This window comes from Hydrogenophaga bisanensis (assembly GCF_042665135.1).
In the GTDB taxonomy this organism is placed as follows: Bacteria; Pseudomonadota; Gammaproteobacteria; order Burkholderiales; family Burkholderiaceae_C; genus Hydrogenophaga; species Hydrogenophaga bisanensis.
The window spans coordinates 68,795-95,131 of sequence record NZ_JBHTBX010000001.1 but is presented as its reverse complement, the minus strand read 5'-3'; the positions used below and the strand labels follow the sequence as shown (position 1 = coordinate 95,131).

Annotated in this window: 27 protein-coding genes; 10 read left to right on the top strand and 17 right to left on the bottom strand. The window is 63.6% G+C overall.

From position 1 onward, the window contains the following. Positions 1-154 precede the first annotated feature (154 nt). A complete protein-coding gene (locus ACFQNJ_RS00465) occupies positions 155-1,174 on the top strand; it encodes an ABC transporter substrate-binding protein (protein ID WP_382253044.1) in 1,020 nt (339 codons plus the stop codon). 17 nt (positions 1,175-1,191) lie between these two features. Here ACFQNJ_RS00465 and ACFQNJ_RS00460 read toward each other — a convergent pair whose 3' ends face one another. Further along, complete coding sequence (locus tag ACFQNJ_RS00460) at positions 1,192-2,751, bottom strand: transglycosylase SLT domain-containing protein (protein WP_382253042.1); 1,560 nt, start codon at positions 2,749-2,751, stop codon at positions 1,192-1,194. A gap of 11 nt (positions 2,752-2,762) precedes the next feature. After that, complete coding sequence (gloB, locus tag ACFQNJ_RS00455) at positions 2,763-3,545, bottom strand: hydroxyacylglutathione hydrolase (RefSeq protein WP_382253040.1); 783 nt, start codon at positions 3,543-3,545, stop codon at positions 2,763-2,765. A 113-nt stretch (positions 3,546-3,658) separates the two neighbouring features. On the opposite strand from gloB, the gene ACFQNJ_RS00450 reads away from it, so the two are divergent. The 5 genes from ACFQNJ_RS00450 to ACFQNJ_RS00430 all read left to right on the top strand — a co-directional run bounded on the left by ACFQNJ_RS00450 (position 3,659) and on the right by ACFQNJ_RS00430 (position 10,791). Beyond that, entirely contained in the window at positions 3,659-4,462 is an 804-nt protein-coding gene (locus tag ACFQNJ_RS00450) for a class I SAM-dependent methyltransferase (RefSeq protein ID WP_382253039.1), read from the top strand. A gap of 24 nt (positions 4,463-4,486) precedes the next feature. Next, entirely contained in the window at positions 4,487-4,921 is a 435-nt protein-coding gene (gene rnhA / locus ACFQNJ_RS00445; protein WP_374639242.1) for a ribonuclease HI, read from the top strand. Between the two features lie 230 nt (positions 4,922-5,151). Further along, positions 5,152-6,243 carry an efflux RND transporter periplasmic adaptor subunit gene (locus tag ACFQNJ_RS00440; protein WP_382253037.1) on the top strand — a complete coding sequence of 364 codons (1,092 nt, stop codon included), beginning with the start codon at positions 5,152-5,154 and terminating at the stop codon, positions 6,241-6,243. Between the two features lie 22 nt (positions 6,244-6,265). Then, positions 6,266-9,352, top strand: coding sequence for an efflux RND transporter permease subunit (locus tag ACFQNJ_RS00435; RefSeq protein WP_382253035.1), 3,087 nt, complete (start codon positions 6,266-6,268; stop codon positions 9,350-9,352). A 56-nt stretch (positions 9,353-9,408) separates the two neighbouring features. Further along, complete coding sequence (locus ACFQNJ_RS00430; protein WP_382253033.1) at positions 9,409-10,791, top strand: phenylacetate--CoA ligase family protein; 1,383 nt, start codon at positions 9,409-9,411, stop codon at positions 10,789-10,791. Positions 10,792-10,806: 15 nt separating this feature from the next. Here ACFQNJ_RS00430 and moeA read toward each other — a convergent pair whose 3' ends face one another. The 4 genes from moeA to ACFQNJ_RS00410 form a co-directional block, all read right to left on the bottom strand. Then, positions 10,807-12,096, bottom strand: coding sequence for a molybdopterin molybdotransferase MoeA (gene moeA / locus ACFQNJ_RS00425; protein WP_382253031.1), 1,290 nt, complete (start codon positions 12,094-12,096; stop codon positions 10,807-10,809). Positions 12,097-12,098: 2 nt separating this feature from the next. Then, entirely contained in the window at positions 12,099-12,722 is a 624-nt protein-coding gene (gene mobA, locus ACFQNJ_RS00420) for a molybdenum cofactor guanylyltransferase MobA (protein WP_382253029.1), read from the bottom strand. A 25-nt stretch (positions 12,723-12,747) separates the two neighbouring features. Next, entirely contained in the window at positions 12,748-13,863 is a 1,116-nt protein-coding gene (gene moaA, locus ACFQNJ_RS00415) for a GTP 3',8-cyclase MoaA (protein ID WP_382253028.1), read from the bottom strand. A 77-nt stretch (positions 13,864-13,940) separates the two neighbouring features. Further along, positions 13,941-14,762 (bottom strand): metal-dependent hydrolase, encoded by an 822-nt coding sequence (locus tag ACFQNJ_RS00410; protein ID WP_382253026.1) that lies wholly within the window; start codon positions 14,760-14,762, stop codon positions 13,941-13,943. A gap of 140 nt (positions 14,763-14,902) precedes the next feature. On the opposite strand from ACFQNJ_RS00410, the gene ACFQNJ_RS00405 reads away from it, so the two are divergent. Continuing rightward, positions 14,903-15,532 (top strand): TetR/AcrR family transcriptional regulator, encoded by a 630-nt coding sequence (locus tag ACFQNJ_RS00405; RefSeq protein WP_374639128.1) that lies wholly within the window; start codon positions 14,903-14,905, stop codon positions 15,530-15,532. A 61-nt stretch (positions 15,533-15,593) separates the two neighbouring features. Here the strand turns inward: ACFQNJ_RS00405 and ACFQNJ_RS00400 are convergent, their stop codons facing one another. Next, the gene (locus ACFQNJ_RS00400) at positions 15,594-17,657 is read right to left on the bottom strand and encodes a sodium-translocating pyrophosphatase (protein ID WP_382253025.1); all 2,064 of its coding nucleotides are present in this window, start codon (positions 17,655-17,657) and stop codon (positions 15,594-15,596) included. A gap of 278 nt (positions 17,658-17,935) precedes the next feature. On the opposite strand from ACFQNJ_RS00400, the gene ppa reads away from it, so the two are divergent. Continuing rightward, complete coding sequence (gene ppa, locus ACFQNJ_RS00395; protein ID WP_374639126.1) at positions 17,936-18,472, top strand: inorganic diphosphatase; 537 nt, start codon at positions 17,936-17,938, stop codon at positions 18,470-18,472. A 91-nt stretch (positions 18,473-18,563) separates the two neighbouring features. Here ppa and ACFQNJ_RS00390 read toward each other — a convergent pair whose 3' ends face one another. The 6 genes from ACFQNJ_RS00390 to ACFQNJ_RS00365 all read right to left on the bottom strand — a co-directional run bounded on the left by ACFQNJ_RS00390 (position 18,564) and on the right by ACFQNJ_RS00365 (position 22,010). Continuing rightward, positions 18,564-18,968 (bottom strand): bactofilin family protein, encoded by a 405-nt coding sequence (locus ACFQNJ_RS00390; RefSeq protein ID WP_374639125.1) that lies wholly within the window; start codon positions 18,966-18,968, stop codon positions 18,564-18,566. A 4-nt stretch (positions 18,969-18,972) separates the two neighbouring features. Next, on the bottom strand, positions 18,973-19,332 hold the full coding sequence (locus ACFQNJ_RS00385; protein WP_374639124.1) for a hypothetical protein: 360 nt from the start codon (positions 19,330-19,332) through the stop codon (positions 18,973-18,975). 24 nt (positions 19,333-19,356) lie between these two features. After that, positions 19,357-19,884, bottom strand: a complete 528-nt coding sequence (locus ACFQNJ_RS00380) for a bactofilin family protein (protein ID WP_382253024.1) — start codon at positions 19,882-19,884, stop codon at positions 19,357-19,359. A 59-nt stretch (positions 19,885-19,943) separates the two neighbouring features. Continuing rightward, a complete protein-coding gene (locus ACFQNJ_RS00375; protein ID WP_382253023.1) occupies positions 19,944-20,408 on the bottom strand; it encodes a polymer-forming cytoskeletal protein in 465 nt (154 codons plus the stop codon). Next, positions 20,399-20,716, bottom strand: a complete 318-nt coding sequence (locus ACFQNJ_RS00370; protein ID WP_382253021.1) for a hypothetical protein — start codon at positions 20,714-20,716, stop codon at positions 20,399-20,401. Before ACFQNJ_RS00370 ends, ACFQNJ_RS00375 begins: the two co-directional genes overlap by 10 nt. Positions 20,717-20,834: 118 nt before the next feature. Beyond that, positions 20,835-22,010 (bottom strand): GNAT family N-acetyltransferase, encoded by a 1,176-nt coding sequence (locus tag ACFQNJ_RS00365; protein WP_382253020.1) that lies wholly within the window; start codon positions 22,008-22,010, stop codon positions 20,835-20,837. Between ACFQNJ_RS00365 and ACFQNJ_RS00360 the strand changes: the two genes are divergently transcribed. Next, positions 22,009-23,706, top strand: coding sequence for an NAD+ synthase (locus ACFQNJ_RS00360; protein ID WP_382253609.1), 1,698 nt, complete (start codon positions 22,009-22,011; stop codon positions 23,704-23,706). The genes ACFQNJ_RS00365 and ACFQNJ_RS00360 overlap by 2 nt on opposite strands. On the opposite strand, the gene ACFQNJ_RS00355 is transcribed toward ACFQNJ_RS00360, so the two are convergent. Continuing rightward, positions 23,694-23,858, bottom strand: coding sequence for a hypothetical protein (locus tag ACFQNJ_RS00355; protein ID WP_382253018.1), 165 nt, complete (start codon positions 23,856-23,858; stop codon positions 23,694-23,696). The two genes, ACFQNJ_RS00360 and ACFQNJ_RS00355, sit on opposite strands and share 13 nt — an antisense overlap. Before the next feature lie 12 nt (positions 23,859-23,870). Then, positions 23,871-24,722, bottom strand: coding sequence for an asparaginase (locus tag ACFQNJ_RS00350; protein WP_382253016.1), 852 nt, complete (start codon positions 24,720-24,722; stop codon positions 23,871-23,873). Between the two features lie 130 nt (positions 24,723-24,852). On the opposite strand from ACFQNJ_RS00350, the gene ACFQNJ_RS00345 reads away from it, so the two are divergent. After that, positions 24,853-25,191 carry a P-II family nitrogen regulator gene (locus ACFQNJ_RS00345; RefSeq protein WP_374639119.1) on the top strand — a complete coding sequence of 113 codons (339 nt, stop codon included), beginning with the start codon at positions 24,853-24,855 and terminating at the stop codon, positions 25,189-25,191. Positions 25,192-25,211: 20 nt separating this feature from the next. Here ACFQNJ_RS00345 and ACFQNJ_RS00340 read toward each other — a convergent pair whose 3' ends face one another. After that, positions 25,212-25,799, bottom strand: a complete 588-nt coding sequence (locus tag ACFQNJ_RS00340; RefSeq protein WP_382253014.1) for an LOG family protein — start codon at positions 25,797-25,799, stop codon at positions 25,212-25,214. Continuing rightward, positions 25,796-26,332 carry an RDD family protein gene (locus ACFQNJ_RS00335; protein WP_382253013.1) on the bottom strand — a complete coding sequence of 179 codons (537 nt, stop codon included), beginning with the start codon at positions 26,330-26,332 and terminating at the stop codon, positions 25,796-25,798. Before ACFQNJ_RS00335 ends, ACFQNJ_RS00340 begins: the two co-directional genes overlap by 4 nt. Between the last annotated feature and the right edge of the window lie 5 nt (positions 26,333-26,337).

The following is a 26,337-nucleotide window of genomic DNA, read 5'->3' as shown; positions in this document are numbered from 1 at the left end:
CCGGGGAAACCCGCTTGGGATAGTTCCCGATGTCATCAAAAGGTCATTTGCCTATCCTTGATCGCAATGGCGCGAACCAATAACGCGCGAGGCAGAGAGGATGGGAATGGCAGTGAACCGCCGACAATGGGGTCTATGGTGTGTGTCCGGTCTGATGACGACACCCACGGGGGGCGTGTTCGCTCAGGGGGCTGCTTCATCAACAGCCTCACCAGGACTGGCGGGAGGGCGCCGGGTCGAGATCGCCGTTGTCGAGAAAAGCGCTTTCTGTGTGCTTCCGTTGACGGTGGCTGAGCGGTTGCGTTTCTTTGCCGCAGAAGGGTTGGATGTCCAGATTCGGGACTTTCCTGATGCCACAGCGGCCGTGCAGACGGTCTTGCAGGGCCGGGCGCAGGTGCTCAGCGCCAGTTTTGGCACGGCGGCGCTCCTGCAGGCGCGCGGTGTGATGCCGATGACCTCCTTCTTGCTTCAGGGGCGAACGCCACAGCTGGTGCTGGGGCTGTCGACGCAGGCGCACCCGGAGTCCGACCCGCTGCGAAATGTTCGTGGCCTGCGTGTGGGGGTGGCAGGGCTGCACACCGGTGCCCATCGTGTGGCCAGGCTGGTTCTCCGCAAGGCCGGAGTCTCGCCGGCCCTGGTGCAATATGTGCCCTTGCGCCAGCACGACGCCGCGATCAGGGCCTTCAGGACCGGACAGATTGATGCCATCTGCCACACCGATCCGACGATCACCCTGCTGGAGCAGGAAGGAGGACTCAAGGTGCTGGCCGACACGCGCACGGTCAGGGGCAACGCGGAAGTGTTCGGCGGACCATTGCCAGCCGCTTGCCTTGCGGCGTCTGCAACGACTCTTGACAAGCAGCCCGAGCTTTTTCAGGCGATCAGTCATGCCATGGTCAGGGCACTCAAGTGGCTTCAGACAGCGGGACCGTCGGATGTGATCAGGGTGGTGCCTGAGGCCTATTTCATGGGTGACCGGGCCCTATATCTCTCGGCCTTTGCCAGGGCCCGCGAAGCATGGACGCCAGATGGCATGATGCCCGAGGATGGACCGGGCACGCTGCTCAAAGCCGTGAGCAGTCTTGGCGAGATGCCCGAATTGCAGGAAGTCGATCTGGCGAGGACCTACACCAACCGGTTTGCGCTCAAGGCCAAGGCGCGCTTTCGCGCCTGATTGCCGCGCCCCCTGGCCTATGGACGTTTGCTGGCCGAGCGTGTTTTCCTTGATGGAGCCTTCGCTGTGGCACGCGTCTTCTTTGCGGGTGCCTTGGCCTTCTGCGAACCGGCTCGCGCGGAGGCCTTGGGGCCAGAAGATGCCTTTCCGGGCCGCATGAGCGTGATCTGCTGTCCCGCCTTGAGCGGGGCATTGACGGCCATGGCGTTCCAGCCAGCCACTGCCACTGCGTCCAGTCCGTAGCGACGGGCCAGTCTGACCAGGTTTTCTCCCTTGCGTGCGCGAACCACCTGCCTGCGCATCACAACCTCTGGTTGCAGGCTCAACTGACCGTTGTCGGCCACATGCTCGGGTACGTCGCGGTCATGAGCCCCGTTTCTGGGCACCAGCAGACTCGATCCCGCACGAACCTGCATGCGCGGCGGGATGTTGTTGAGCGCTCGCAACTCGCTCTCGGTGGTGCCGACCCGGCGGGCCGCCTCGGCCGCCGTCATGGTCGACGGAACAACCCAGGCCGTCCAACTCGCCAGGGGACCCGTATGGTCCTTGAGGCGGCGCTCGAAAAGGGCGGCGTTGTCCCATGGAAGCAGGATGTTGGGGGTGCCGGCGGCCATCACCACCGGCAGCTTGATGGACGGGTTGAGCGCACGGAAGTCTCTCTCGTCGACGCCCGACAGGCGTGCAATCAACGCCACATCAATGTCGCGTTCGATCGTGATCGTGTCAAAGAAGGGATGGTTGCCGATGTCCGGCAGTCGCAAGCCAAAGGACTCGGGCCGCGCGACGATGTTCTTGACCGCCAGCAGCTTGGGGACGTACATCCGGGTCTCCAGCGGCATGGTGAGGTCGGTGTAGGCGGTCCCCAGGCCTTGCTTCTGGTTGCGGGTGATGGCCCGCCCCACGTTGCCCTGGCCCCAGTTGTAGGCGGCCAATGCCAGGTGCCAGTCGCCAAAACGTGCGTGCAACTGCTCGAGGTAGTCCAGGGCCGCACGCGTGGAGGCCAGGACATCCCGGCGGTCATCGCGGAAGATGTTCTGCTTGAGGTCGAACGACTGGCCGGTGGCCGGCATGAACTGCCACATGCCGGCGGCGCGTGCGCTGGAAACGGCTTGCGGGTTGAAGGCGCTTTCGATGAAGGGCAGCAGCGCCAGCTCCATGGGCAGTTCCCGACGCTCGATTTCCTCCACGATGTGGAAGAGGTAGCGTGCGGAGCGTTCGGTCATGCGCTGAATGTAGTCAGGCCGGCTGGCATACCACTGCTCCCGGTCGCGGACCAGATCGGTGTCGAGGTCGCGCATCGAAAACCCCCGGCGGATCCGGTCCCAGATGTCGGCTGGCGCGCTCAGCGGTGCCACTGTCTGACTGGACAGCTGCGCAGTGCCGACCTGGCTCAGCGGGCCTTGCGGGATGAAGGGGCGAGGTGCCGAGGATGCATCGGCGTTTCCGGTGGCGGCGGATCCCGCCGAAGCAGTCTTGCCGTCAGGGGTCGGGGTCGCGCAGCCTGCCAGGAGCAGCGCCAACAGCAGAGGCAGGTGCCAGCACCAGTGGCTGATTCGGGCTCGCCAGTAAGGAATCATTCGGTCTGATCTCATCGAAAAACGTTTTTCCACTCACGCATGGCAGCGAACACCTCAACCGCCGTCTGTTCGGGCAGGTCGGCGTGCCGGGCCACCCGCTCAGCCACGGCAGGCTCCCGCACGCGCAGAAACGGATTGATCTGCCGTTCCAGGCCGATCGTGGAGGGCAAGGTCGGTTGCGCTTTGGCACGCAGCTGTTGACAGGTCGCTTGGTGTGCAGCCAGTGCGGTGTTTGCAGGATCCACCGCCAGGGCGAACTTGAGGTTGGACAGGGTGTACTCGTGGGCCGCACAGACAAGGGTCCCAGGCGCAAGGGCGGCCAGCTGGTCCAGCGACGTGAGCATTTGAGCGGCCGTGCCTTCAAACAGCCGACCGCAACCACCCGAAAACAGCGTGTCACCGCAGAACAGGATGGGCGCCCGCAGGCTGCCCGATTCCACAAGATAGGCCACATGGCCTGCCGTGTGCCCGGGCACATCCAGAACGCGAACGTGCACGTTGTCATTCAACAGGTTGAGGGTGTCATCTCCTCGCACCCGTTCAACCGGCACCGGAAGCTTCTCGGTCGCCGGACCGATCACACGCGCCGGGGTCTGACGCAGGAGTTCGGCCACACCGCCGACATGATCTCCGTGGTGATGGGTGACCAGGATGGTGTCCAGCACCAGCGATCGCGCTGACAGGTACTCTGCCACCGGTCGGGCATCGCCCGGATCGACGACGACGGCGCGGAGTCCGTCGTCCAGTACCCAGATGTAGTTGTCGTCAAAGGCCTGGACGGGGTGCAGGGTCATGGGCGTAGGTCGGTAGGCCAGCGGCGGGGCGTGTAGAGTATGCGGGTCGGTCGGTGCCGTGCAGGCATCGGATTCCGGAACAGCGCCCGGCAAGCCAGCGCAGAGCATCACCCATGAATCCATCGATTATAGGTTTGCAGCATTGGTTCCGGACCCCGCCCGGCCGTTACCTGCTCGACTGGGAGTCTGCCCAGTTCGACATGGTGGTCGATGACTGTTTTGGCTATCATGCCCTCCAGCTGGGACTGCCCCAGTTGCATACCCTGCGGATGAACCGCATGCCCCATCGCTGGGTGGCCTTGCCCGAGTTCATGGCGCCTTTTCCAGATGGTGCCGAAGCCGCAGACCATCCCGATCCGGTTCCCGACGGGGCGCCGGTACCGTGTCTGATTACCGATGCGGCGGCGCTGCCGTTTCCCGAGGCGAGCCTTGATCTGGTGATCCTCCCCCATACGCTGGAACTCAGCGCCGATCCTCACCAGGTCTTGCGCGAGGTGGAGCGCGTGCTGGTTCCCGAGGGACGCGTGGTGGTGACAGGACTCAATCCGGCCAGCCTATGGGGGCTCAAGCAGGGTACTGGACGCCTGGTGCAGCGTCTGGGTCTGGGCGGCGAGTTGTATCTGCCCGAAGCCGGGGACTTCATCGGCCCCTGGCGTTTGCGCGACTGGATGCGTCTGCTGGGATTTGAAGTAGAGTCCGAGCGCTTCGGTTGTTACCGCCCTGCCGTGCGCAGCGAGCAGTGGCTCTCGCGCATGGCCTGGATGGACCGTGCCGGCGCGCGCTGGTGGCCCATCTTCGGGGCTGTCTACTTTATTGTGGCGGTCAAGCGTGTCAGGGGGATGCGCTTGCTGGGACCCGCCTGGCGTCCGCGGGTGGCGGCTGCCGCGGCGCCGGTGTCCGTGGCTCGCCGACAGTGACCAATGAATGTTCAGGAGAACGGTTTGAATCAGGTGGTGATGTACACCGATGGGGCCTGCAAGGGCAACCCCGGTCCGGGAGGTTGGGGTGTGCTGCTGCGCTCCGGTGCCCACGAAAAGGAACTCTTTGGGGGTGAACGCGTCACCACCAACAACCGCATGGAGTTGATGGCGGTGATTGAAGGCCTGTCGGCACTCAAGCGCCCGTGTCGTGTCCAGCTGTTCCTGGACAGCGAGTACGTGCGCAAGGGGATCACCGAGTGGATTCACGGCTGGAAGGCCAAGGGCTGGAAAACGGCTTCCCGGCAACCGGTGAAGAACGCCGATCTGTGGCAGCGCCTGGATGCCCTGGTGCATGATGGGATTCACCACATTGAATGGCACTGGGTCAAGGGCCATGCGGGAGATCCGGGCAATGAGCGGGCCGACGCGCTGGCCAATCGGGGTGTGCCGGTCTGACTTCGCCGGACGCCGCCATGCGGTCGTGATATTGAACTTCCGCCTGCGAATCTGTCTCATGACTGTTACATTGAACGGCTACCGTTGCCGGTCGTCTTCAACGACCGATTCGCGGGCCTGATCTTCATCACCGACTCATGTTCATGGTCTTCAAGAAACCGACAGCAGTGCTCGCGCTGGCAGGTATTGCCATCGCATCCGGTGTGGCATGGTGGTATCAAAATCCCCGCGTGACCGTGAATGACAGTCCTTCGGTGGCGCCGGCGCCGGCTGGCCAGTCGAACGCACCGGTTCCGGTGGAGGTGACGCAGGTGGCGACCATGCGACTGCAGGACGATGCCCAGGCCGTGGGTACCCTCCGATCCCGCCAGAGCGTCACCCTGCGACCGGAGGTCAGTGGACGCGTGGCGCGCATCGCCTTCGATGAGGGCGCAAGGGTTCGCAAGGGGCAACTGCTGATTCAGCTGGATGACACGCTGCAGAAGGCCGAACTGAGCCAGGCGCAGGCACAACTGTCGATTGCACGCGCCAACCTCAAACGCAACCAGGAACTGGTGGCTGAGCGCTTTGTGGCGCAGAGGGTGGTCGACGAAAGCCAGGCCAACCTTCAGGTGGCCGAAGCCCAGGCAGCCCTGGCCGAGGCGCGGCTGGCGCGCATGCGTCTGGTGGCGCCGTTTGACGCCACGGTGGGTCTGCGCAGCGTCAACGTGGGTGACTATGTCAAGGACGGCGCCGATCTGGTGAACCTGGAAGATACCTCGCAGCTGACGGTGGATTTCCGTCTGCCCGAGCGTTACCAGTCCCGCACCGAGGCCGGGCAGCGGGTTCTGGTTCAGCTCGATGCCATGCCGGGCAAGGATTTCGAGGCGCGCATCCTGGCGGTCGATCCCCTCATCGATGCCAATGGACGTTCGCTCGCGGTTCGTGCCGTGATGCCGCCATCCTCCGGTGACTTGCGGCCCGGCATGTTCGCCCGTGTGAACATCATTTTCTCTGTGAATGATTCGGCGATGATGATCCCGGAAGAGGCGGTGGTACCCCAGGGTGGTCGCCAGTTCGTGGTGATGTTGCAGAGCGAGGGGGAAGGCGAGGGGGCCCGTCTGGTTTCACGCCGTGTGGAGGTCAAGCTCGGTGTCCGCCGTGGCGCGCAGGTGGAAGTGCAGTCGGGTCTCAAGCCAGGAAACACCATCGTGCTGGCCGGACAGCAGAGGCTCCAGCGGGATGGCACCCCGGTGCGTGTCATTGACATGAGTCAGGCAGGCGGGCGTCCGGCTTCCCCGCCGGGTGAGCTCAAGGCCTCGGCTCCGTCCGGCAACCGCTGAGATCCGACGCTGGAGCTTACCGATGCAACTGCCAGAGATCTCGATCCGCCGCCCGGTCTTCGCCACCGTCCTGTCCCTGCTCATCCTGCTGGTGGGGTGGGTGTCATTCGAGGGCCTCACGGTCCGGGAGTATCCACGCATCGACGAACCTACGGTCACGGTCAGCACGCGATTTGGTGGGGCATCCAGTGAAGTGATTGAGTCGCAGGTGACCAAGCCGCTGGAGGATTCGATCGCAGGGATTGAAGGGGTGGACGTCATCACCTCCATCAGCCGCCAGGAGCAGAGCCAGATCACTGTGCGCTTCAAGCTCGAGCGGGATCCCGACTCGGCCGCGGCCGATGTGCGCGACAAGGTCAGCCGGGTCCGCCAGCGCCTGCCGCAGGGCATTGACGAGCCGGTGATTGCCAAGGTCGAGGCCGATGCGTTTCCGGTGGTCTGGATTGCGCTCAGTTCGGACCGGTACAGCCGGCTCCAATTGAGCGACTTTGCCAACCGACTGGCCAAGCCCGTACTGCAGACCGCGCCGGGCGCAGCCGACGTCCGCATCTATGGCGAGCGGCGCTATTCCATGCGGATCTGGATCGATCCGGACCGGCTGGCTGCCTACCGGCTGACCGTACAGGACGTGGAAGACGCGCTGCGGCGCTCCAACCTGGAGGTGCCTGCCGGGCGCATCGAGAGCGCCCAGCGCGAGTTCAACGTCACCGCAGCCACCGACCTGCAGACGCCGGAGCAGTTCAGAGACATCGCGATCCGCAATGTCAACGGCCTGCCGGTGCGCCTGGGCGATGTGGCTCGGGTGGAGCAGGGCCCACAGGATGAGCGCAGTGCGGTCCGGCTCAATGGACGGGATTCGATCTCGCTGGGCGTGATCCGTCAGGCCACGGCCAACCCGCTGGACCTGTCGGCTGGGGTTCGGCAACTGCTGGAGAAGGTCCGCGAGGATTTGCCCGAAGGCGTGAATGTCGACATCGCCAATGACAACTCGGTGTTCATCGACCGGTCGATCAAGGCCGTCTACACGACGATTGCCGAGGCCGTGGTGCTGGTGGCGCTGGTCATTTTCGTGTTCCTGCGCACCCTGCGAGCCTCGATCATTCCGCTGGTGACCATTCCCGTCAGCCTGATCGGCACCTTTGCGCTGATGGCGCTGTTCGGGTTCTCGATCAACACGCTCACCTTGTTGGCATTGGTGCTGGCCATCGGCTTGGTGGTGGACGATGCGATCGTGGTGCTGGAGAACATCTATCGCCACATCGAAGAGGGCATGAAGCCCTTTGAAGCTGCGATCAAAGGGGCTCGGGAGATCGGCTTTGCCGTGGTGGCCATGACCCTGACCCTGGCGGCGGTGTATGCGCCGCTGGCATTCACGCCAGGTCGCACGGGTCGGCTGTTTGCCGAATTTGCGCTGGCCCTGGCCGGTGCCGTGGTCGTGTCCGGGTTTGTGGCGCTGACCCTCTCGCCGATGCTCTGTTCCAAGCTGCTTCGCCACAATCCGAACCCGGGCTGGTTCGATCGCGGGATGGAGCGTGCGCTGAATGGCCTGACCGCGCTTTACGGGCACGTGCTGGCGAAGTCGCTGAAGGTCAAGTGGCTGGTGGTGCTGGTCATGTTGGCGAGCGCGGCCGGAAGCTGGTGGCTGCTCAAGGGCATCAAGCAGGAACTGGCACCCATCGAGGACCGGGGCGTCATCCTGGTCAACATCAACGGACCGGACGGTGCCACACTCAACTACACCCGCCGTTACGCCGAGGCCATCGAGCGCATCGGACAGGACTATCCCGAGTTCGACCGCATCTTTTCCAACATCGGCAACCCGTCGGTGGCGCAGGGGTCGGTGTTCTACCGAGCCAAGCCCTGGGAGGAGCGTGAACGTACCACCCAGCAAATCGCACGCGAGGTGGCACCCCGCATCGCCAGCTTGCCAGGTGTCAGTGCGTTCCCGATCACCCCGCCGTCCCTCGGACAGGGCTTTCGGGAGCGTCCGATCAACTTCGTCATCGTGACCTCGGACAGCTACGAGAACCTCTCGCGTGTGGTGAGGCAGTTCCAGGAAGAGATGGCCCGCTACCCGGGATTCGTGCAGGTGGATACCGACCTTCGCCTGAACAAGCCCGAGGTTCGCATGGACGTGGACCGGGAGCGCGCAGCCGACATGGGCGTGAGTGTGGATGCGATTGCCCGCACCGTGGAAACCATGCTCGGTGGCCGGGTGGTCACCCGCTTCAAGCAGGATGGCGAACAGTACGACGTGGTGGTCCAGACCGACAGCGTGCAGCGCAGTGCGCCCGATGACATTGACCGGCTTTTTGTGCGTGGGCGCAATGACGCCATGATCCCGCTGGCCTCCCTGGTGCAAGTGCGCGAGGTGGTGGTGCCGCGGGAACTCAACCACTTCGGGCAACGCCGCAGCGCATCGATCACGGCCAACCTGGCGCCGCAACTGGCCTTGGGCGAAGCCTTGCAGATCATGGATCGCATTGCCGGCAAGGTGCTGCCACCTGGCTACACCACCGACCTGAACGGCCAGAGCCGGGAGTTCCGCAGTTCGTCGGGGTCGTTGGCGATCGTCTTTGTGTTGGCCCTGGTGTTTATCTACCTGGTGCTGGCCGCGCAGTTTGAGAGCTTTGTTGATCCGTTCATCATCATGCTCAGCGTGCCGCTGTCGATGCTGGGGGCGCTGCTGGCGCTCAAGCTGACGGGAGGAACCCTCAATGTCTTCAGCCAGATTGGTCTGATCACGTTGGTCGGTCTGATCACCAAGCACGGCATCCTGATCGTGGAGTTTGCCAACCAGTTGTGCGAGCAAGGCATGTCCAAGCTCGACGCGGTGCGCGAGGCGGCAGCCCTGCGCCTGCGCCCGATTCTCATGACCACCGGTGCCATGGTGCTGGGGGCTGTGCCGCTGGCACTGGCGTCGGGAGCGGGTGCAGAGAGCCGTCAGCAGATTGGATGGGTGATCGTGGGTGGCATGTCGCTGGGAACCCTGCTGACCATCTTTGTGGTGCCCACGATGTACATGCTGCTGGCGCGCCGCCACACGCCGGTGACCACGACGCCGTCCCAGGACAAGGCCCAGTCGCCAGACCTTCTGATCGCCAAGTAGTGCTTCCTGTGACGCGGCTTGGCGGTTAACCTGTCAGGCTGGAGTGGGGGAAGCACTTGGCGACGATTTTCGATGCATGGCAGTTTGGCTCCGCCTCCTGGGCAGTGGCGTCGGCCACCCATGCGCGCCCAGAAGCGATTGACGCCTTGCAGCGCCAGCGTCTGGCGGCCCTTCTGGAGGTGGTCAGAGACAGGTCGTCTTTCTACCGAGATCGGTTCAAGGGGCTGCCGGCCGGTCCCGAGGCCTTGCTGGAGCTTCAGCCTGTTCACCGGCGTGAACTCATGGACCGCTTTGACGAGTGGGTCTGTGATCCCGATCTGAAGCTCGAAGAGCTGCGTCACTTCACCGCGGACCACAGGAACATCGGTGAACCGTACCTGGGCCGGTATCTGGTCTGGGAAAGCTCAGGCACCAGCGGATCACCCGGCATCTTTGTTCAGGACGCGCACTGCATGGCGCTGTATGACGCCCTGGAGGGCCAGCGCCGCAGTGCTGTCCGGCTGGCCCAGCGCCTGTTCGATCCACTGGGCCTGGGCGAGAGGATTGCTTTTGTCGGGGTGACCGATGGTCACTTTGCCAGTTATGTCACCGTGGAGCGGCTGCGCCGCCTGCAGCCGTGGATGGCTTCTTCGGTGCGCTCGTTTTCGATCCTGCAGCCGCAAGAAGCGTTGCTGGCCCAGTTGCAAGACTTCTCACCCACGGTGATCGCAAGCTACCCCAGTGCGGCCGCGATGCTGGGCCAGGAAGTAGCCGGCCAGCGCTTGTGCCTGCCAGCCCTTCGCGAAATCTGGACGGGGGGCGAGACGCTCAGTGCCGTGGCTCGGCACCGCCTGGAGCAGCAACTGGGGGCTGTGCTTCGCAACAGCTATGGCAGCTCGGAGTTTCTGGCGATGGGGTGGGAATGCCGGGCCGGTCGCATGCACCTGAACAGTGACTGGGTGTTGCTGGAGCCCGTCGACGAGCATCAGCGTCCCTTGCCCCCGGGCGAACCTTCGGCATCGGTGTGGCTGACCCACCTGGGCAATACCGTGCAGCCCTTGATCCGTTACGACCTGGGTGACCATGTCCGATTCGTGCCGGAGGCCTGCCCCTGCGGCTGCGCGTTGCCGGTGATCGAAGTGCAGGGACGCAGGGACGACACCTTGCGGGTGGCGGGGGTCAACGGCAGACCTGTGCCCTTGCTGCCGCTGGCCTTGTCCACCGTGCTGGAAGAGTGCGTCGGTCTGTTTGATTTTCAGATCTGCCAGAAGGACGACCAGACCCTGATCCTTCGGCTGCCCATGACGGGCGAGGAGGGCAGACGTGCTCTGGCGCAGGCGAGGACTGTCTTGACTGAATATGCCAGAAGCCAGGGGGCACAGCCGATCAGGGTGCTCGGGGAACTGGGTATCCGGGTGCCGCGCGGTCGAAGCGGCAAATCCTGCCGCATCCTTTCCTGAGCGGGTGACTGACGTTCAAATCACGCCGTCGAACATCATGACGTCGACCTCGTCATCCACCGCCACATTGCCCTGCTGGTGGTGCAGCACGATCAGGCCATTCGCTTGCACCATGGAGCTGAGAACGCCCGATCCCTGGTTGCCGGTTGTGCGCACGCGCAACGTCCCGTCTGCCTCACGCGAGACGATGCCGCGCTGATACTCGGTCCGTCCGGGTTTCTTGCGCATCGCTTCCCCGCTGCGTGCCTTCAGAAGAACCGGCTCGGCAGGGTTCGCTCCCATCATCCGTAACAGGGCCGGGCGGACGAAGGCCAGGAAGGTGACCATCACCGCCACGGGATTGCCAGGCAGGCCGAACAATATCGCCGATGCCCCGGAGACACCTTCTGCTTTCCCGATCTTTCCGACCGCCATGGGTCGCCCGGGGCGCATCGCAATGCGCCAGAACGCCACATCCCCCAGCTGCTTCATCATGGCTTTGGTGTGATCCGCTTCGCCCATGCTCACCCCACCGCTGGTGATGATGGCATCGGCGTGTCGGGCGGCGTGCCGGAAGGCCGCCTCAAGTGCCGCAGGTTCATCACGGATCACACCCAGATCCAGCACCTCGATACCCATGCGGGTGAGCATGCCGAAGACCGTGTAGCGGTTGCTGTCGTAGACGGCACCCTCACGCGGGGCATCGCCCAGGCTCAGAATTTCATCTCCGGTGGAGAAGTAGGCGACCTTCAGGCGGCGGTACACCGGCACGCGGGGCAGCCCCAGGCTGGCGAGCAGCCCCAGGGCGGCGGGTCCAAGGGTCTGTCCTCGCGTGAGGGCAGGCAAGCCTGCCATGAGGTCTTCGCCCAGAAGACGCCGGTTGTCACCCGGGCGAACCACATCCGCCGGGATGGTGACGTGCTCGCCGTCGAGCTTCACAAATTCGATCGGCACCACCGTGTCCGTGCCCTCGGGCATGATGGCGCCCGTCATGATCTTGACGGCGCCGTCTTGTCCCAATTCTCCTGCCCACGCCTTGCCCGCCAGTGCCGTTCCGACCACCTTGAGCCTCAGCGGCTGACCGGCACGCAGCAGCTCGCCGGCGAACGCAAAGCCATCCATCGCCGAGTTGTCGTGGGGCGGCACATTGATGGGCGAGACCACATCCTGGGCGAGAACCCGTCCCAGGGCGGCGAACAACTCGACGTCCTCGGTCTGTTCCACAGGCTGCACCAGCCTGTCGAGAAACGCGTTCACATGATGGGCACTCAGAGCCTGGGGGTCGTAGCCCTCCAAGGCGGCGGCGATCTGGTCGATCGAGGACATGATCAGCTGTTTTCCAGGGTCTGGAGTTCGGACAGGGTGTTGGCGTTGAAGAACGCGCGCTGGTCATCGCCAGCTTGGTCGAAATTCACAATCGTCGTCCTGTGCTGGCCCGTCCAGTGATCGATCTTGCGGCCCCCGGCTTGGGTGAAAGCCGTCAGGCTCTCCAGCAGGCTCACACGCAACATGCAGAACACCGGCTGCGTGCGAAGCTGGCCGTCCTCTTCCCTGGCCGCCGCCATGGCAATGTCGATGCTGTCGTCATCGAAGGCAGCCGCCAGACGGCTGGCCAGATCGAGCGGAAACAGGGGGGTGTCACACGGCACCGTCAGCAGGAACGGGGTTTCGCAGCGCTCCAGGCCCGTCAGAAATCCTGCCAAAGGTCCTGCGTAGTCGGCCAGCGAGTCCTGCCAGACCGGAACGCCAAAAGACTCGTAAGCCGACAGGTTGCGGTTGGCGTTGATCATCAGGTCGCCGATCAGGCTGCCTTCCTGCATCTGCAGCCGAAGCAGTGCATTCATGGCCAGCGGCATGCCCCTGAACGACTGAAGGCCTTTGTCAATGCCGCCCATTCGGGTGCCACGTCCGCCCGCCAGAACCAGTCCGGTCACCTGTTGTGTATCGATCATGTTCGCTCGGTTCCTGGGGAATGGCTCAGCCGCCGATGTAGCTCATCTCGATCCGTCGCCCGCCTTTCGACGCGTCCGGAGGAAGGCTGGCCCTGAGTTCCGAATAGCGGTCGCTGCGACCTTGCCAGATCGAGGCAATGGCACCCGACAGCGCCTCGTCGCTGACGTCACCTCGCACCAGCGGGCGCAGGTCATGGCCTTTGTCGGCGAAAAGGCAGAGGTACAGCTTGCCTTCGGTGGACAAGCGTGCGCGGTTGCAGTCCCGGCAAAATGCCTGGGTCACGCTGCTGATTACGCCGATCTCGCCACTGCCGTCGGCGTAGCCCCAGCGCTCGGCGGTTTCGCCAGGGGCAGCCGGGTCAAGTGGTACCAGAGGGAGCTCCTGACGGATCAGGTCCACCACATCGGCGCTGGGCATGACCTCGTCCATTCGCCAACCATTGGTGGCGCCGACGTCCATGTACTCGATGAAGCGCAGCACGATCCCGCTGCCTTTGAAGTGTCTGGCCATGGGCAGGATTTCATGGTCGTTCGTGCCCCGCTTGACCACCATGTTGACCTTGATCGGCCCCAACCCCGCCTCGCGGGCTGCGTCGATACCGCGAAGCACATCGGCCACCGGGAAATCGACATCGTTCATGCGGCGGAAGACCGCATCGTCAAGACCGTCCAGGCTGACCGTCACCCGGTGCAGTCCAGCCGCCTTGAGCGACCTGGCTTTGCGTTCCAGCAGGGATCCGTTGGTGGTGAGCGTCAGGTCCAGCGGCTTGCCCTCTGTGGTGCGCAAGGCCGCCAACTGCTCGATCAGCACCTCAATGTTCTTGCGCAGCAAGGGTTCACCGCCGGTCAGGCGGATTTTCTGGACGCCATGTCCGATGAACAACCGGGCGACCCGGGTGATCTCTTCAAAGGTGAGCAACGCACTGTGCGGCAGGTAGGGATAGTCCTTGTCGAAGACTTCCTTGGGCATGCAGTAGCTGCAGCGAAAGTTGCAGCGATCCGTCACACTGATCCGGAGATCGCGCAGCGGGCGACCCAGCGCATCACCCAGGAGACCGGTGGCGGGGATCGGAATGGCCGGGATTTGAACGGGCAAGGCGGCAATGCGCTGGTCGACCAGGGGGATGACGCGTTCAGACATGCCCCGATTATCGTGGACCGAAGGCCGTGGTGACGATTTTTCCTCAGACGGGCTCAGGCCATCGGCTGACGCGTGTGTCAGCCGGCACCCACACGCTGATACTGGTTGGCGTTGTCTCGGAGCCAGTCTTCGGACGCTGTGCTTTGCTGCTGAGAAGGATGAAAGTCGCGGCGGAAATAGGCACGCCAAGCCACCCAGCTCTCCCTAAACAGGCCCCCGCGCGCCATCAGATGGCGCCAGCCGCTGCGCCACGTCGACAGGCGCCACAGCGTTCCGTCGCGCCGCAGGTTGTGGATGGTCTGCCGCAAGGCATCGGTGAGGAAGATCAGGGTCACCCGTCGCATCCACCGGACCCGCCATTCATGACTGCCTCCCAGCGCCTGGTACAGGTCGAATGCCGTGCTCTTGTGCTCGGCCTCTTCCGCGCTGTGCCAGAGCCACAGGGACTTCAGACGGGGTTCGGCTCCGTCAAGAACCTGTTGATGGGTCAGCATCCATTCGGCAAACAAGGCAGTGAAGTGCTCATTGGCGGCGGTGATGGCCAGTCCGTGTCGCGCGTCGGCGTTGGTCATGAGTGCCAGCCTTGCCTTGGCCCTGGGTTCCCATGTGTTCTCCAGACCGTGTGCCGCGATTCTCGCGTTGAACAGGCCGTGAATGCGCCGGTGGGTGGCTTCCTGACCAATGAATCCTTGCACCTCGTTCGCAAATCTTTCCTGTCGGTCCGCGGGCAGTGCTTTCAGCCCTTGCCGGACCGAATCGATGAAGAACTGTTCTCCCACCGGAAAGCTCATGGACAGGGCATTGAACCAGGCGGTCAGAAACGGATCGCCACCACACCAATGACGCTGCACCGGGGCATCCAGGTCAACCAAGAGGCGTCGGACGGGCAGGTGGGTCATGGCGTGGGCTTCATCGATGGGTACCAGGTAGTACCGGATGCAGTGTAAGCTCGCTGCATGGGATGTCAACACAGATATTCCCTAGCCCCGGGCACTGGACTGTCAGCTCTAGTGTCAGCCTCAGCCCGTACCATTTGCCCATGAGTGCCATCGAGTCCACCGTTACCGAACCCGTTGCGGGCGAGCACCGCAACCGCCTTCTCCAGGCCATGGCCGTCATGGCGGCCAGCAAAGGCCTGGCGGCCACCACCATTGCCGATATCGTCCGAGAAGCAGGTGTGTCCAAACGGACGTTCTACGAACATTTTTCCAGTAAGGAAGCGTGCTTCCTCAGCCTCTATCGACAACTGGCTGCCGCAGCGCTTCGCACGCTTCGGGACGCACTCTCGGGCGAAAAACCCTGGCAGAGCCAGATCGAGATGGCGCTGCATGCCTATTTCACCCACTTGTCCAGCGGTCCGGGTCTGATGAAAGCCTTGTTTGTGGAGGTGCACCATCTGGGTCCCGAGGGCATGGCGGTCCGGCGGGAGGTGATGAGGAACTTTGCCAATTTCATGCTGGAAGTGGTGAACGGATCGCATCCGCCGGAAACGGCTGGCAAGGAGCCCCTGGTGTTGACGCCCACCATGGCCATGGCCGCCGTCGGGGGTATCAACGAACTCGTGATCGAGATGATCGAGCAAGGGCGCGCCGAGTCGGTGAATGCCCTGACACCGGCTGCCGCCGAAATGGTCCGGGTGCTGGCGCACGCCGATATCGCTGACCTTTGACACACTGCCGCGGCGACACAAAAAAGCCCGCCGAGGCGGGCTTCCGATGGCCGCTAGCGCCTCAAGCCGCCATTGGCAGGAGAGGCACGATCAGCAGTGCCACGATGTTGATGATCTTGATGAGCGGATTCACGGCCGGGCCCGCCGTGTCCTTGTAGGGGTCGCCCACGGTGTCACCGGTGACGGCCGCCTTGTGGGCCTCGCTGCCCTTGCCGCCATGATGGCCGTCTTCAATGTACTTCTTGGCGTTGTCCCAGGCGCCGCCGCCGGTGCACATCGAAATCGCCACAAACAAGCCCGTGACGATCGTGCCCATGAGCAGCCCGCCCAGGGCTTTCGGACCCAGGAACACGCCCACCAGGATCGGCACCACCACCGGCAGCAGGCTGGGCACGATCATTTCCTTGATGGCCGCACCGGTCAGCATGCTCACGGCCTTGCCGTATTCGGGCTTGGCTGTGCCTTCCATGATGCCGGGGATCTCCTTGAACTGGCGGCGCACTTCGACCACCACCGCACCGGCCGCACGACCCACGGCTTCCATGGCCATGGCGCCGAACAGGTAAGGGATCAGACCGCCGATGAACAGGCCGATGATGACCATCGGGTCGCTCAGATCGAAGCTGACCTTCTGGCCATAGGTTTCCAGCTTGTGGGTGTAGTCGGCAAACAGCACCAGTGAGGCGAGGCCGGCCGAGCCGATGGCATAACCCTTGGTGACCGCCTTGGTGGTGTTGCCCACGGCATCCAGAGGGTCGGTGATGTCTCGCACGGCGCTGGGCAACTCCGCCATCTCGGCAATGCCGCCGGCGTTGTCGGTGATGGGGCCATAGGCGTCCAGGGCCACGACGATGCCGGCCATGCTCAGCATGGACATGGCCGCCACGGCGATGCCGTACAGGCCGGCCAGGGTGTAGGCCGCGATGATGGCCACGCAGACGAACAGCACCGGCCAAGCGGTCGAGCGCATGGACACGCCCAGACCCGCGATGATGTTGGTGCCGTGACCGGTGGTGGACGCCTGCGCAATGTGCTTGACCGGGCTGTATTGCGTACCGGTGTAGAACTCCGTGATCCAGACCAGGGCGGCCGTGAGTACCAGACCCACCACGGTGGCGCCGAACAGGCGCATCTGGCTGCCGCTGGCGGCAATCGCGTTATCCGGGATGATCCACGCGGTCACGAACCAGAAGGCGATCAGCGAGAGGACGCCGGCAATCGCCAGACCTTTGTAAAGAGCCGGCATCACGTTCTTCATGCCCGGACTGGCTTTGACGAAGAAGCAGCCGATGATCGAGGCGATGATGGAGACGCCGCCAAGTGCCAATGGGTACATCACCGCGCTCATGGGGGCCGCGGCCACCATCAAGGCGCCCAGCACCATCGTGGCGATCAGCGTCACCGCGTAGGTTTCAAAGAGGTCGGCCGCCATGCCGGCACAGTCGCCGACGTTGTCGCCCACGTTGTCAGCAATCACGGCGGGGTTGCGCGGGTCATCCTCGGGAATGCCGGCTTCGACCTTGCCCACCAGGTCGGCGCCGACGTCGGCCCCTTTGGTGAAGATGCCGCCACCCAGTCGGGCAAAGATGGAAATCAGCGACGAGCCGAAGGCGAAGCCGATCAGCGGATTAAGGAGCCTGGCCAGGTTCTTGTCCGGCGTCAGGTTGCCGTTGCCCACCAGGAACCAGAAGAAACCTGCCACACCGAGGAGCCCGAGGCCCACGACAAGCATGCCGGTGATCGCGCCGCCGCGGAAAGCCACATCCAGCGCCGGGCCAATGCCTTTGGTGGCGGCCTGTGCGGTGCGCACGTTGGCACGCACCGAGATGTTCATGCCGATGAAGCCGCAGGCACCCGAGAGAACGGCACCCAGCACAAAACCGATGGCGGTGGCGCTGTCCAGGAAAACGCCGATCAGAATGGCCAGAATCACGCCGACCACGCCGATGGTGGTGTACTGCTTGGCCAGATAGGCGGCCGCACCGGCCTGGATGGCCCCGGCGATTTCCTGCATGCGGGGGTTGCCCGCGTCCTGCGAAAGAATCCAGCTGCGTGACCAGAAACCGTAAACCACGGCCACCAGGCCACACACCAGCGCAAATATCAGCGCAGATTGTCCAACCATAGAGTTCTCCTGCTCGTTTCGCGTTTGACTTGGAGGGGGCAACGCGTTGAGGGTCACCCCCGTTGCGTTGCTTCCTCGCGTCTGTCGCGTCCCCCTCCGTGGATACAGGCAGTGCGATTGGCCAACGGTCACAATGTAGCGGCAAATTCCGTCAGAGGAAATGACCTGCGTCATTGAGTAAGCCTGGAATCAGTAAAATCAGGGTTAATCCTGACCGCCAGGGTACGCGCCCCTCGCGCACTGGCCGATTCCTTTTCCTCAACTCTCAGAAGAATCCCATGTCTCTCGACAACGTCACCCCTGGCGACAAGGTACCCGAAGCGTTCAACGTCATCATCGAGATCCCCATGAACGGCGATCCGATCAAGTACGAAGTCGACAAGGAAACCGGTGCCATCTTCGTGGACCGGTTCATGAACACCGCCATGCACTACCCGACCAACTACGGTTATGTGCCCAAGACCATCGCCGGCGACGGTGATCCCGTGGACGTGCTGGTGGTCACTCCCGTTCCCCTGATGCCGGGTGTGGTGGTGCCTTGCCGGGCCATCGGCATCCTGAAGATGACCGACGAGGCTGGCGAGGATGGCAAGGTGCTGGCCGTGCCCACCAACAAGATCCTCTCCCTTTACAGCCGCTGGGAGAAGCCCGAGGACCTGAACCCGATGCGCCTGAAGACCATCGAGCACTTCTTCGAGCACTACAAGGACCTGGAAAAAGGCAAGTGGGTCAAGGTGCTGGGCTGGGAAGGACCGGAGTCCGCCCACAAGGAAATCCTGGACGGCATGGCCGCCTACAACAAGTCTCTGGGCTGATTGCTCGAACCGGGTCGGCACCGCAAGGTCGCAGACCCGTTGGATCGCCAGAAAACAGAAAGCCTGCAGGCTTTCTGTTTGGTGGGTCGGCTCAGGTGGGCAGGGCGTCGATATCTCCGCGGTACTCGATTTTTCCTCGCACGCGGGCACGCGGATGCATGTCGATCAGTTCGTCGTAGCTGGCATCGCCCAGCAAGGTGGCCGATCCGGTGATTTCCAGGGCCTTGCGGGCAATGACTGTGCCCAGCACCTTGCCTTCAATGAACACGTAGTCTGCTTCCAGGCGGGTGTTCTCGATCACGCCGGTGGCGCCGACATGCAGGGTGCCGCCTGCTTCGAAGGTGATGTTGCCCTTGAGGTGGCCATCCACCTTGATGCCTTGGTCTTTGGTGGTGTGGAAGTTGCCGTCGAACACGGCACCCTCAGCGATCAGGCTGTTGATCGCGGAAAGACGCTCTGCCGGAACGAGGCGGGTGGAGGCGGGAGAGTTGCTCATGATGTCAGGGCTCCTTGGTGTGCAGCCGTTTTTCGGAAGTGAGTGTAAGGGGTTCGTCACTGGCGGCCTGTTCGGTGCGGGCGCCAGGGTTCATCGGGACCGAGGACAGTGTCTGCGCGGAGGTTGATCGGGGTGCCGGCCACCAGTGCCAGACCGCGGCCAGCAAAGCCGTCAGCAACGCCAGGATCCACGCATATTGCCTGGCGTACCACCAAGCCCACCGCCAGGCCAGGCGACGCCGCGCCACACGTCGGTCCCGCTGCCAGCTGGCGTTCAGCGCCTGACTGCGCAGCTCTTCGGTCGACGGTACGGCCACCGGACGGTTGAAGCGAGGAGAATGCGTGGAGGAGGGCTCGACCCGCATGACAGGAGGGCGTGCGACGCCGGATCAGCGCGATTTGCGGGCCGAGGGCACGCGCTCAAGGGTGGCGTTGAGATCGGCCCCGTTGACCTGGATGCGACCATAACGAACCAGACCGTGCACGCTGGCCGAGTCATGGAGGGATACCTCGCCTTCACCCGAGTCCAACAGTCCGTCCGTATGGCCCATCACCGAGATCTTGTGGGCCACGATGTCGCCCTTGACGCGTCCGGTTTCTGTCACCACCACGGACACCTGAACCCCCTGAGCCTGGGTCAGATTGCCCTCCACATGGCCTGCGACACTGCAGGGGCCCCGCAGCACCGCATTGCCCACAAACTCCATACCTTCGGCCAGCAGGCTGCGCACGAGCCCTGCGTCGGTGGCATCGATGGGAGGGACCTCCATGGCCTGGGGCTCCAGCGTCGGGAGTGACTGTGACAGCACCGGCGGCATGGCCTTGCCCACATCGACTTCGATCGCACTCGGTGGCGTCATCTGGGCGGTGTTGTCGTCGGCGACTGGGATGGATTCGGTTTCGGCGGAAGGATTCATCGGTTCAGATCCTGCGGAAGATGGGGTACTCGTGTCGGGGCGAATGTAGCGACGGGCTTTCATGGGCGATGTCCAGGCGCACTCGCGGGGCGATCCGGCTGCACCGTGTGCAGCACGGGAAGCGTACCTGCAAACTTCAGCGTGCGAAACGGCCCCTGGAGGTCGGCGCCCTCGTAAAGTTGCAGACGACGGGCCCTCAGTGTGCCGGTGGAGACGCCGGTGTGTGCCACAAAGATGGTGCCATGGCATTCGAGGTCGGTATCCTCCGGCTGGGCGCCAGCCTCTCCGATCTGGCCGAACACATAGCAATCACCATCGACCCGGACGCGACCCCGAACGACACCACCCCGCCAGACAATCAGGCGCCCTTGCACGTGCAGGCTCCCGCCTGTTTCACCCTGCACCAGCAGGCCGCCCTGATAACGCAAACTGCCATCCAGCCGGGAGCCCGAGGCGATCCGGTTGACCACGTTCATGGCGATCGGGTCGATGGTCAGTGTATCCTGCTGCGGCTTCATTTCCATGTGCTGATTCCGATCAAGACCAGGCCAGTCACCAGCGAGAGAACTCCTGCCAGTGCCACCGCCAAGGCGTGTCTTTCCAGCCAGCGGCGCAGGCGGCCAGGGCGCCTTCTGGGAAGACCTGCAGGGTCATCCTGGTGGCTGGTGATCAGCCAGTCCCGCCATAGCTGATCCAGTCGCTGTCCCGGTCCTCCGAGATCCACATCGAGACCACCGGTGCGGGATCTGATGCGACGCTGACGCCGGCCCAGCACCACGGACAGTGGCGGACCGATCACGGTTCGCGTAAAAAAAGCGTCGGTTTCGTCCATGGCGGGAGGGGCAGCAGATCTCACCAATTGATACATCAAATGTCGCGCAGTCGCCACGTCCAGGTGGGCTCCTGAGCATTCAGGCGCCCGAATTTTCGTCGATCGCGCCTTAACCGGGTTACTTCAGCGGACTGCGGTGCGCGAGATGGGCCAGATAGGCCTCCATTCCGGCGCCTTCACGAGCCAGGTAATGTTGTACCGCATCGGCGAATGCCGGGTGCCGCAGCCAGTGAGCACTTCGGGTCACCACCGGCAGCAGGGCCCTGGACATCTTGTGCTCGCCTTGCGCACCGCCTTCGAAGCGATGGTAGCCATGGCGGATGCACCATTCGATGGGAGCGTAGTAGCAGCACTCGAAATGCAGGCAGTCGACTCGTTCGAGTGCTCCCCAGTAGCGGCCGAAGGCAACGCGGTGTTGCGGGTCGAGGGCGATCAAGCTCGATGCCAGCGCACGCCCCTCGCGCTCGGCGATAAACAGCAACCAGTTCTGTGGCATGGTCCGGCGCACATGGTCGAAGAAGGTCGCATTCAGGTAGGGAGGGTTGCCATGTTCAGCGTAGGTGCGCTGGTAGCAGCGCTGAAAGAAATCCCAGTCGCTGTCGCTCAGGTTCGGTCCTTCGACGCACCGAAGTGTCACGCCTGCATCGCTGACCTTTCGCCGTTCCTGTCGGATCTTTTTGCGTTTCTCCTGGGTGAGGCTGCCCAGAAATTCGTCGAAGCCGTTCCATCGCTCGCCGCCCCGTGGGTGGTCCTGCCAGTGGAACTGCACGGTCTGGCGCACCATCATGCCGGCATCCACGCAGGCCCGGATGTCGTCCTCGGAACTGAACAGCAGGTGCAGCGATGACAGGCCCAGGTTTCGGACATGCTCGATCAGCGCATGGACGAGGGCCTTGCGGGTGCCCTGGTCAACCGCCAGCAGGCGACTGCCGGGTACCGGGGTGAAGGGTACCGCCACCAGTGCCTTGGGAAAATAGTCCAGCCCATGATCGGCATAGGCCCTGGCCCAGGCCCAGTCGAACACGTACTCGCCGTAGGAGTGGTCCTTGAGGTACAGGGGGCAGGCTGCCGCCAGTCGATCGTGCCTCCACAGCGTCAGCCATTGCGCAGTCCAGCCAGTCTCTGGACGGGCACAGCCGCTCGCGTCCATGCCCGAGAGGTACGCGTGTTGCATGAAGGGACTGGGGTGATCTGAAAGCGACAGCAATCGATCCCAGTCGGACGGAGGCACGTCCGCGGGCGAGCTCAGGACCCGGGTGACATAATCCCCGGAGGACTGCTTGAACGATTCCATGACTCTCCAGATCTGTGTGGCCCAGCTCAACTTTGTCGTGGGCGATCTTGCGGGCAATGCCCGCCGCATCATCGAGGCTGCGCAGCAGGCGCTCGCCGGTGGTGCCCAACTGCTTCTGACCCCTGAACTCGCCTTGTGCGGGTATGCGGCCGAAGACCTTTTCTTGCGGCCCGCTTTCATCGACGCCTGTGATGATGCCCTCAACGAGATTGTCCGTGCGAGCGAGGGGCTTGCCGGACTCACGCTGGTGGTGGGGCATCCGGCCCGTTTGACCGATGGCAGTCAGGCCAGTCGGCGAGAGCGAAGTGTCACCGTCCCTGACCTGTTCAATGCCGCCAGTGTCATCCGCGACGGCCGCATTGTTCACACCTACGCCAAGCGGGAACTCCCCAACTACCAGGTGTTCGACGAGCGCCGGTACTTTGCGCCAGGCGACAAGCCCTGTGTTTTCGAGCTGCAGGACGCAGGGGGTCAGACGGTCAAGGTCGGGTTGCTGATCTGCGAGGATGCCTGGTTCGACCGTCCCGCGCGAGAAGCCAAGGCCGCTGGAGCACAGATGCTGGCGGTCATCAACGCGTCGCCCTTTCATGCGGGCAAGGGTCAGGAGCGCGAAAGCACGATGCGCGAGCGTGCCCAGGCGGTCGGCCTGCCACTGGTGTATGCCCACCTGGTCGGCGGACAGGATGAGATCGTGTTCGAGGGGCGCAGCTTCGTGCTGGACGCTTCGGGTCAGCTGGCCGGGCGTGCGATCAGTTTTGAGGAGACGCTCTTTCCCATCCGATTCGAGAGTCGCGGGCACTCATGGCTGCCTGTGGCCGACACGGATCGTCCCCACAGTGCCGAGGCCGATCTCTGGCACGCCCTGGTGCTTGGCGTGCGCGACTACGTCGGCAAGAACGGCTTTCCGTCGGCCGTGCTGGGCTTGTCGGGAGGCATTGATTCGGCGCTCGTGCTCGCCATCGCGGTGGATGCCTTGGGCAAGGACCGTGTGCGGGCCGTGATGATGCCTTCGCCTTACACGGCAGACATCTCCTGGATCGACGCGCGAGACATGGCCGCCCGGCTGGGTGTGTGCTACGACGAGATTGCGATCGCTTCCGAATTCGAGGCTTTCAAGGGCTCGCTGGCCCCGCTGTTCGAAGGCCGCGCAGAGGACACGACCGAAGAGAACCTGCAGGCCCGCATCCGCGGTACCCTGCTGATGGCGCTGTCCAACAAGTTCGGCTCCATCGTGCTGACCACCGGCAACAAGAGCGAGATGGCTACCGGGTACTGCACGCTGTATGGTGACATGGCGGGTGGTTTTGCGGTCATCAAGGACGTGGTCAAGACGCAGGTCTTCAGGCTGGCGCGATGGCGCAACGCCCACGATCCCTACGGGACGGGTGCCAACCCGATCCCCGAACGGATCATCACCCGCCCGCCGAGTGCCGAGCTACGTCCGGATCAGAGGGATCAGGACAGCCTGCCTGAATATGATGTGCTTGATGCCATCATCGAGCGCTACATGGAGAACGACCGCAGTCCGGCTGAAATCGTGGCGGAAGGGTACAGCCAGGCCGATGTCGACAAGGTGGTGCGACTGATCCGCCTCAATGAGTACAAGCGGCGTCAGGCGCCCATTGGCATCCGGGTCACGCACCGCAGCTTTGGCAAGGATTGGCGCTACCCGATCACCAGCCGCTATCGGGCCTGAGTGTCTGTCTTCAGGCGCAGCACTGCGCGCATCTCGCCGACCTCCAGGCCGGCGGCGTTTCGCATGGGAGGCGGCAGCAGCGCCGATAGAGCCTGACGCTGCCCATCGGTGATCCAGCCCAGTTGATCCAGGGCGCTTACCAGCGCCACCATCAGCGGAGTCAACTACCCGTCACTGCATTTGGCGGCGATGGCCATTTGCCGTGAAAAGCTGGCCAGGATCTGGACACCGTCGGCGCCCACCTTGCTGACCCAGTCTCCCTGGCCCGCCTGCATCAGGATCAGATCGTTGCGGCCTTGACCGCTGACCAGCTCCGGATGGCGGCTCATGGCCCGAGCAATTCGGACGGGTGTCTCGCCGGAGAGCGCATCCGGACGGGTCAGGCGGGCGGCCGCCCACGCCAGATTCCTCAGGGGCAGGGCATAGTTGGGTGCACTGCAGCCATCCATGCCCAGAATCAACTGCGCCCGAGGGATGCCGGCAAAGTGACTGACGCTGTCGGCAATGGCCTGCTGGACCGGGTGTTCCACGTTCAGGTACCCCGCCAGTGGCGCCCCCAGACCGTTCGCCATCAGAAGCATGCCCGTGTGTTTGCCCGAGCAGTTGTGGTGCAGCCGGGTGTAGCGGCCATCGGCGGGTGGCGTCTGCCCGGTCGCTGCATAAAAGAAGGGTACATGGCAACCGCACGCCAGGTCGCGTTCGCCAGCGCCTATCCTGGCCAGCAAGTCCGCAGCCCGTTCGGTGTGCACCGCTTCACCGCTGTGGCTGGCGCAGAGCAGGGCGACGTCGGCGTCATTCAACCCGAAGCGGTCAGCCCAACGGGCCACCAATGGCATGGCCTGGAAGGGCTTGAGCGCTGACCGGGTAAAGATCGGCGTGTCGACATCGCCCACCTGTGCCAGCAACTGACCAGATGCGTTGACGAGGGCCAGCGAGCCGAAGTGAATGTTCTCGGGGTGGCCACCACGGAATGTGGCAGCCATTGGCTGGTGGAGGGGCAGTCGGGTGTCGCTCATGGGCGCATTTCAGCACAGAAAGAGCCTGAGCCTGCGGGCGGGCCAGAGTCAGTACCACACCGGGCGGCTCGCCTATGGGGGCCGTGATAAAGTCGAGAAGTTGTTGTTCAATGGTTCTGGAGCCCCCTGCATGAAACAGATCACCGCCGTCATCAAGCCCTTCAAACTCGAGGAAGTGCGTGAGGCGTTGGCCGAGCAGGGCGTGACTGGTCTGACGGTGACGGAAGTCAAAGGCTTCGGTCGCCAAAAGGGCCACACCGAGCTTTACCGTGGCGCCGAATACGTGGTCGACTTCCTGCCCAAGGTCAAGCTTGAAGTGGTGGTCAAGACCGAAGATGTCGACCGCTGCGTCGACGCCATCATTCGGGCTGCACGCACGGGCAAGATTGGCGACGGCAAGATCTTTGTGACCCCGGTCGAGCGTGTGGTGCGCATCCGCACTGGCGAGCAGGACGAAGGCGCGATCTGAGCGCCAACCCGGGCAGCGAGTCAGACGGCATCGGCGATGGCTTCGGGCGCCATGCCCGCTTCCTGGACCAGCGCCTTCACCAGTGAACGCCAGTCCGGGTCCACCCTGACCAGTTTCTCTTGCCACGGTCCCATGAACTGGGATTGAACAGCGGTGGCAATGAAGGACATCAGGCCGTCGTAGTAGCCATTGAGGTTGAGCAGTCCCACGGGTTTGTCGTGATAGCCCAGCTGGCGCCAGGTCCACACCTCAAAGAATTCCTCGAAGGTGCCGATACCACCCGGCAGCGCCAGAAAGGCGTCGGCGCGTTCGGCCATCAGGCGTTTGCGTTCATGCATCGTGTCGACGACGTGCAACTCGCTGCAGCCATGATGCGCCCACTCCTTTTCCACCAGGGCCTTGGGGATGATGCCCACCACCCGCCCGCCCGCCGCCAGGGTGGCGTCGGCCACCAGGCCCATCAGGCCACCCCGTCCACCTCCGTACACCAGCTGCCCGCCGTGTTCGCCGATCCATTGACCGATCTGCCGTGCGGTGGCGGCGAAGCCCGGATCAGTGCCAGGGCGGGATCCGCAATAGATGCAAAGGGAGAAAGTGGGCGAGCTCATCGGGGTTTCTTCGGTGGGACCGGTGGCTTGTAGTGGACCAGGCGCGTGCCGGCCATGGCATCGTGCAGAAACTGGCGCTGGGGATGAAAGCGGGCCAGAATGGCCCAGACAGCCACCCAGCCCAGGGTGATGACAGTCAGCTCACCACCGCTCAGGCGGAACCAGTCGCCCGCCGCCAGCGGAGGCAGAAACCACAGCCAGGACAGCAGGTAGCGCAGCAGGGCTCTGGGCTGCGAGATGGCATGCCCCTCACGGTCGACCACCCGGATGTGCCACGTCTTCATCGCCAGGGTCTGGCCCTTGGCCCAGAACCACACGAAGTAGATGCCGAAGATCACAAACAGGAAGGCCTGTTGCATGTGACGGTTGTCCAGTGCATGCCGGGTCTGGGTGAGCGTGGAAAAAAGATAGCCGGCGATGAATACCACGCCGAACATCAGCATGCCTTCATAAATCCAGCAGGCCATGCGGCGGGGCAGGGGTGGGGCAGTGAGGTCGGGTCCGCGATCGGAGGTTGACAAAGGCTGGTTCATCGGTT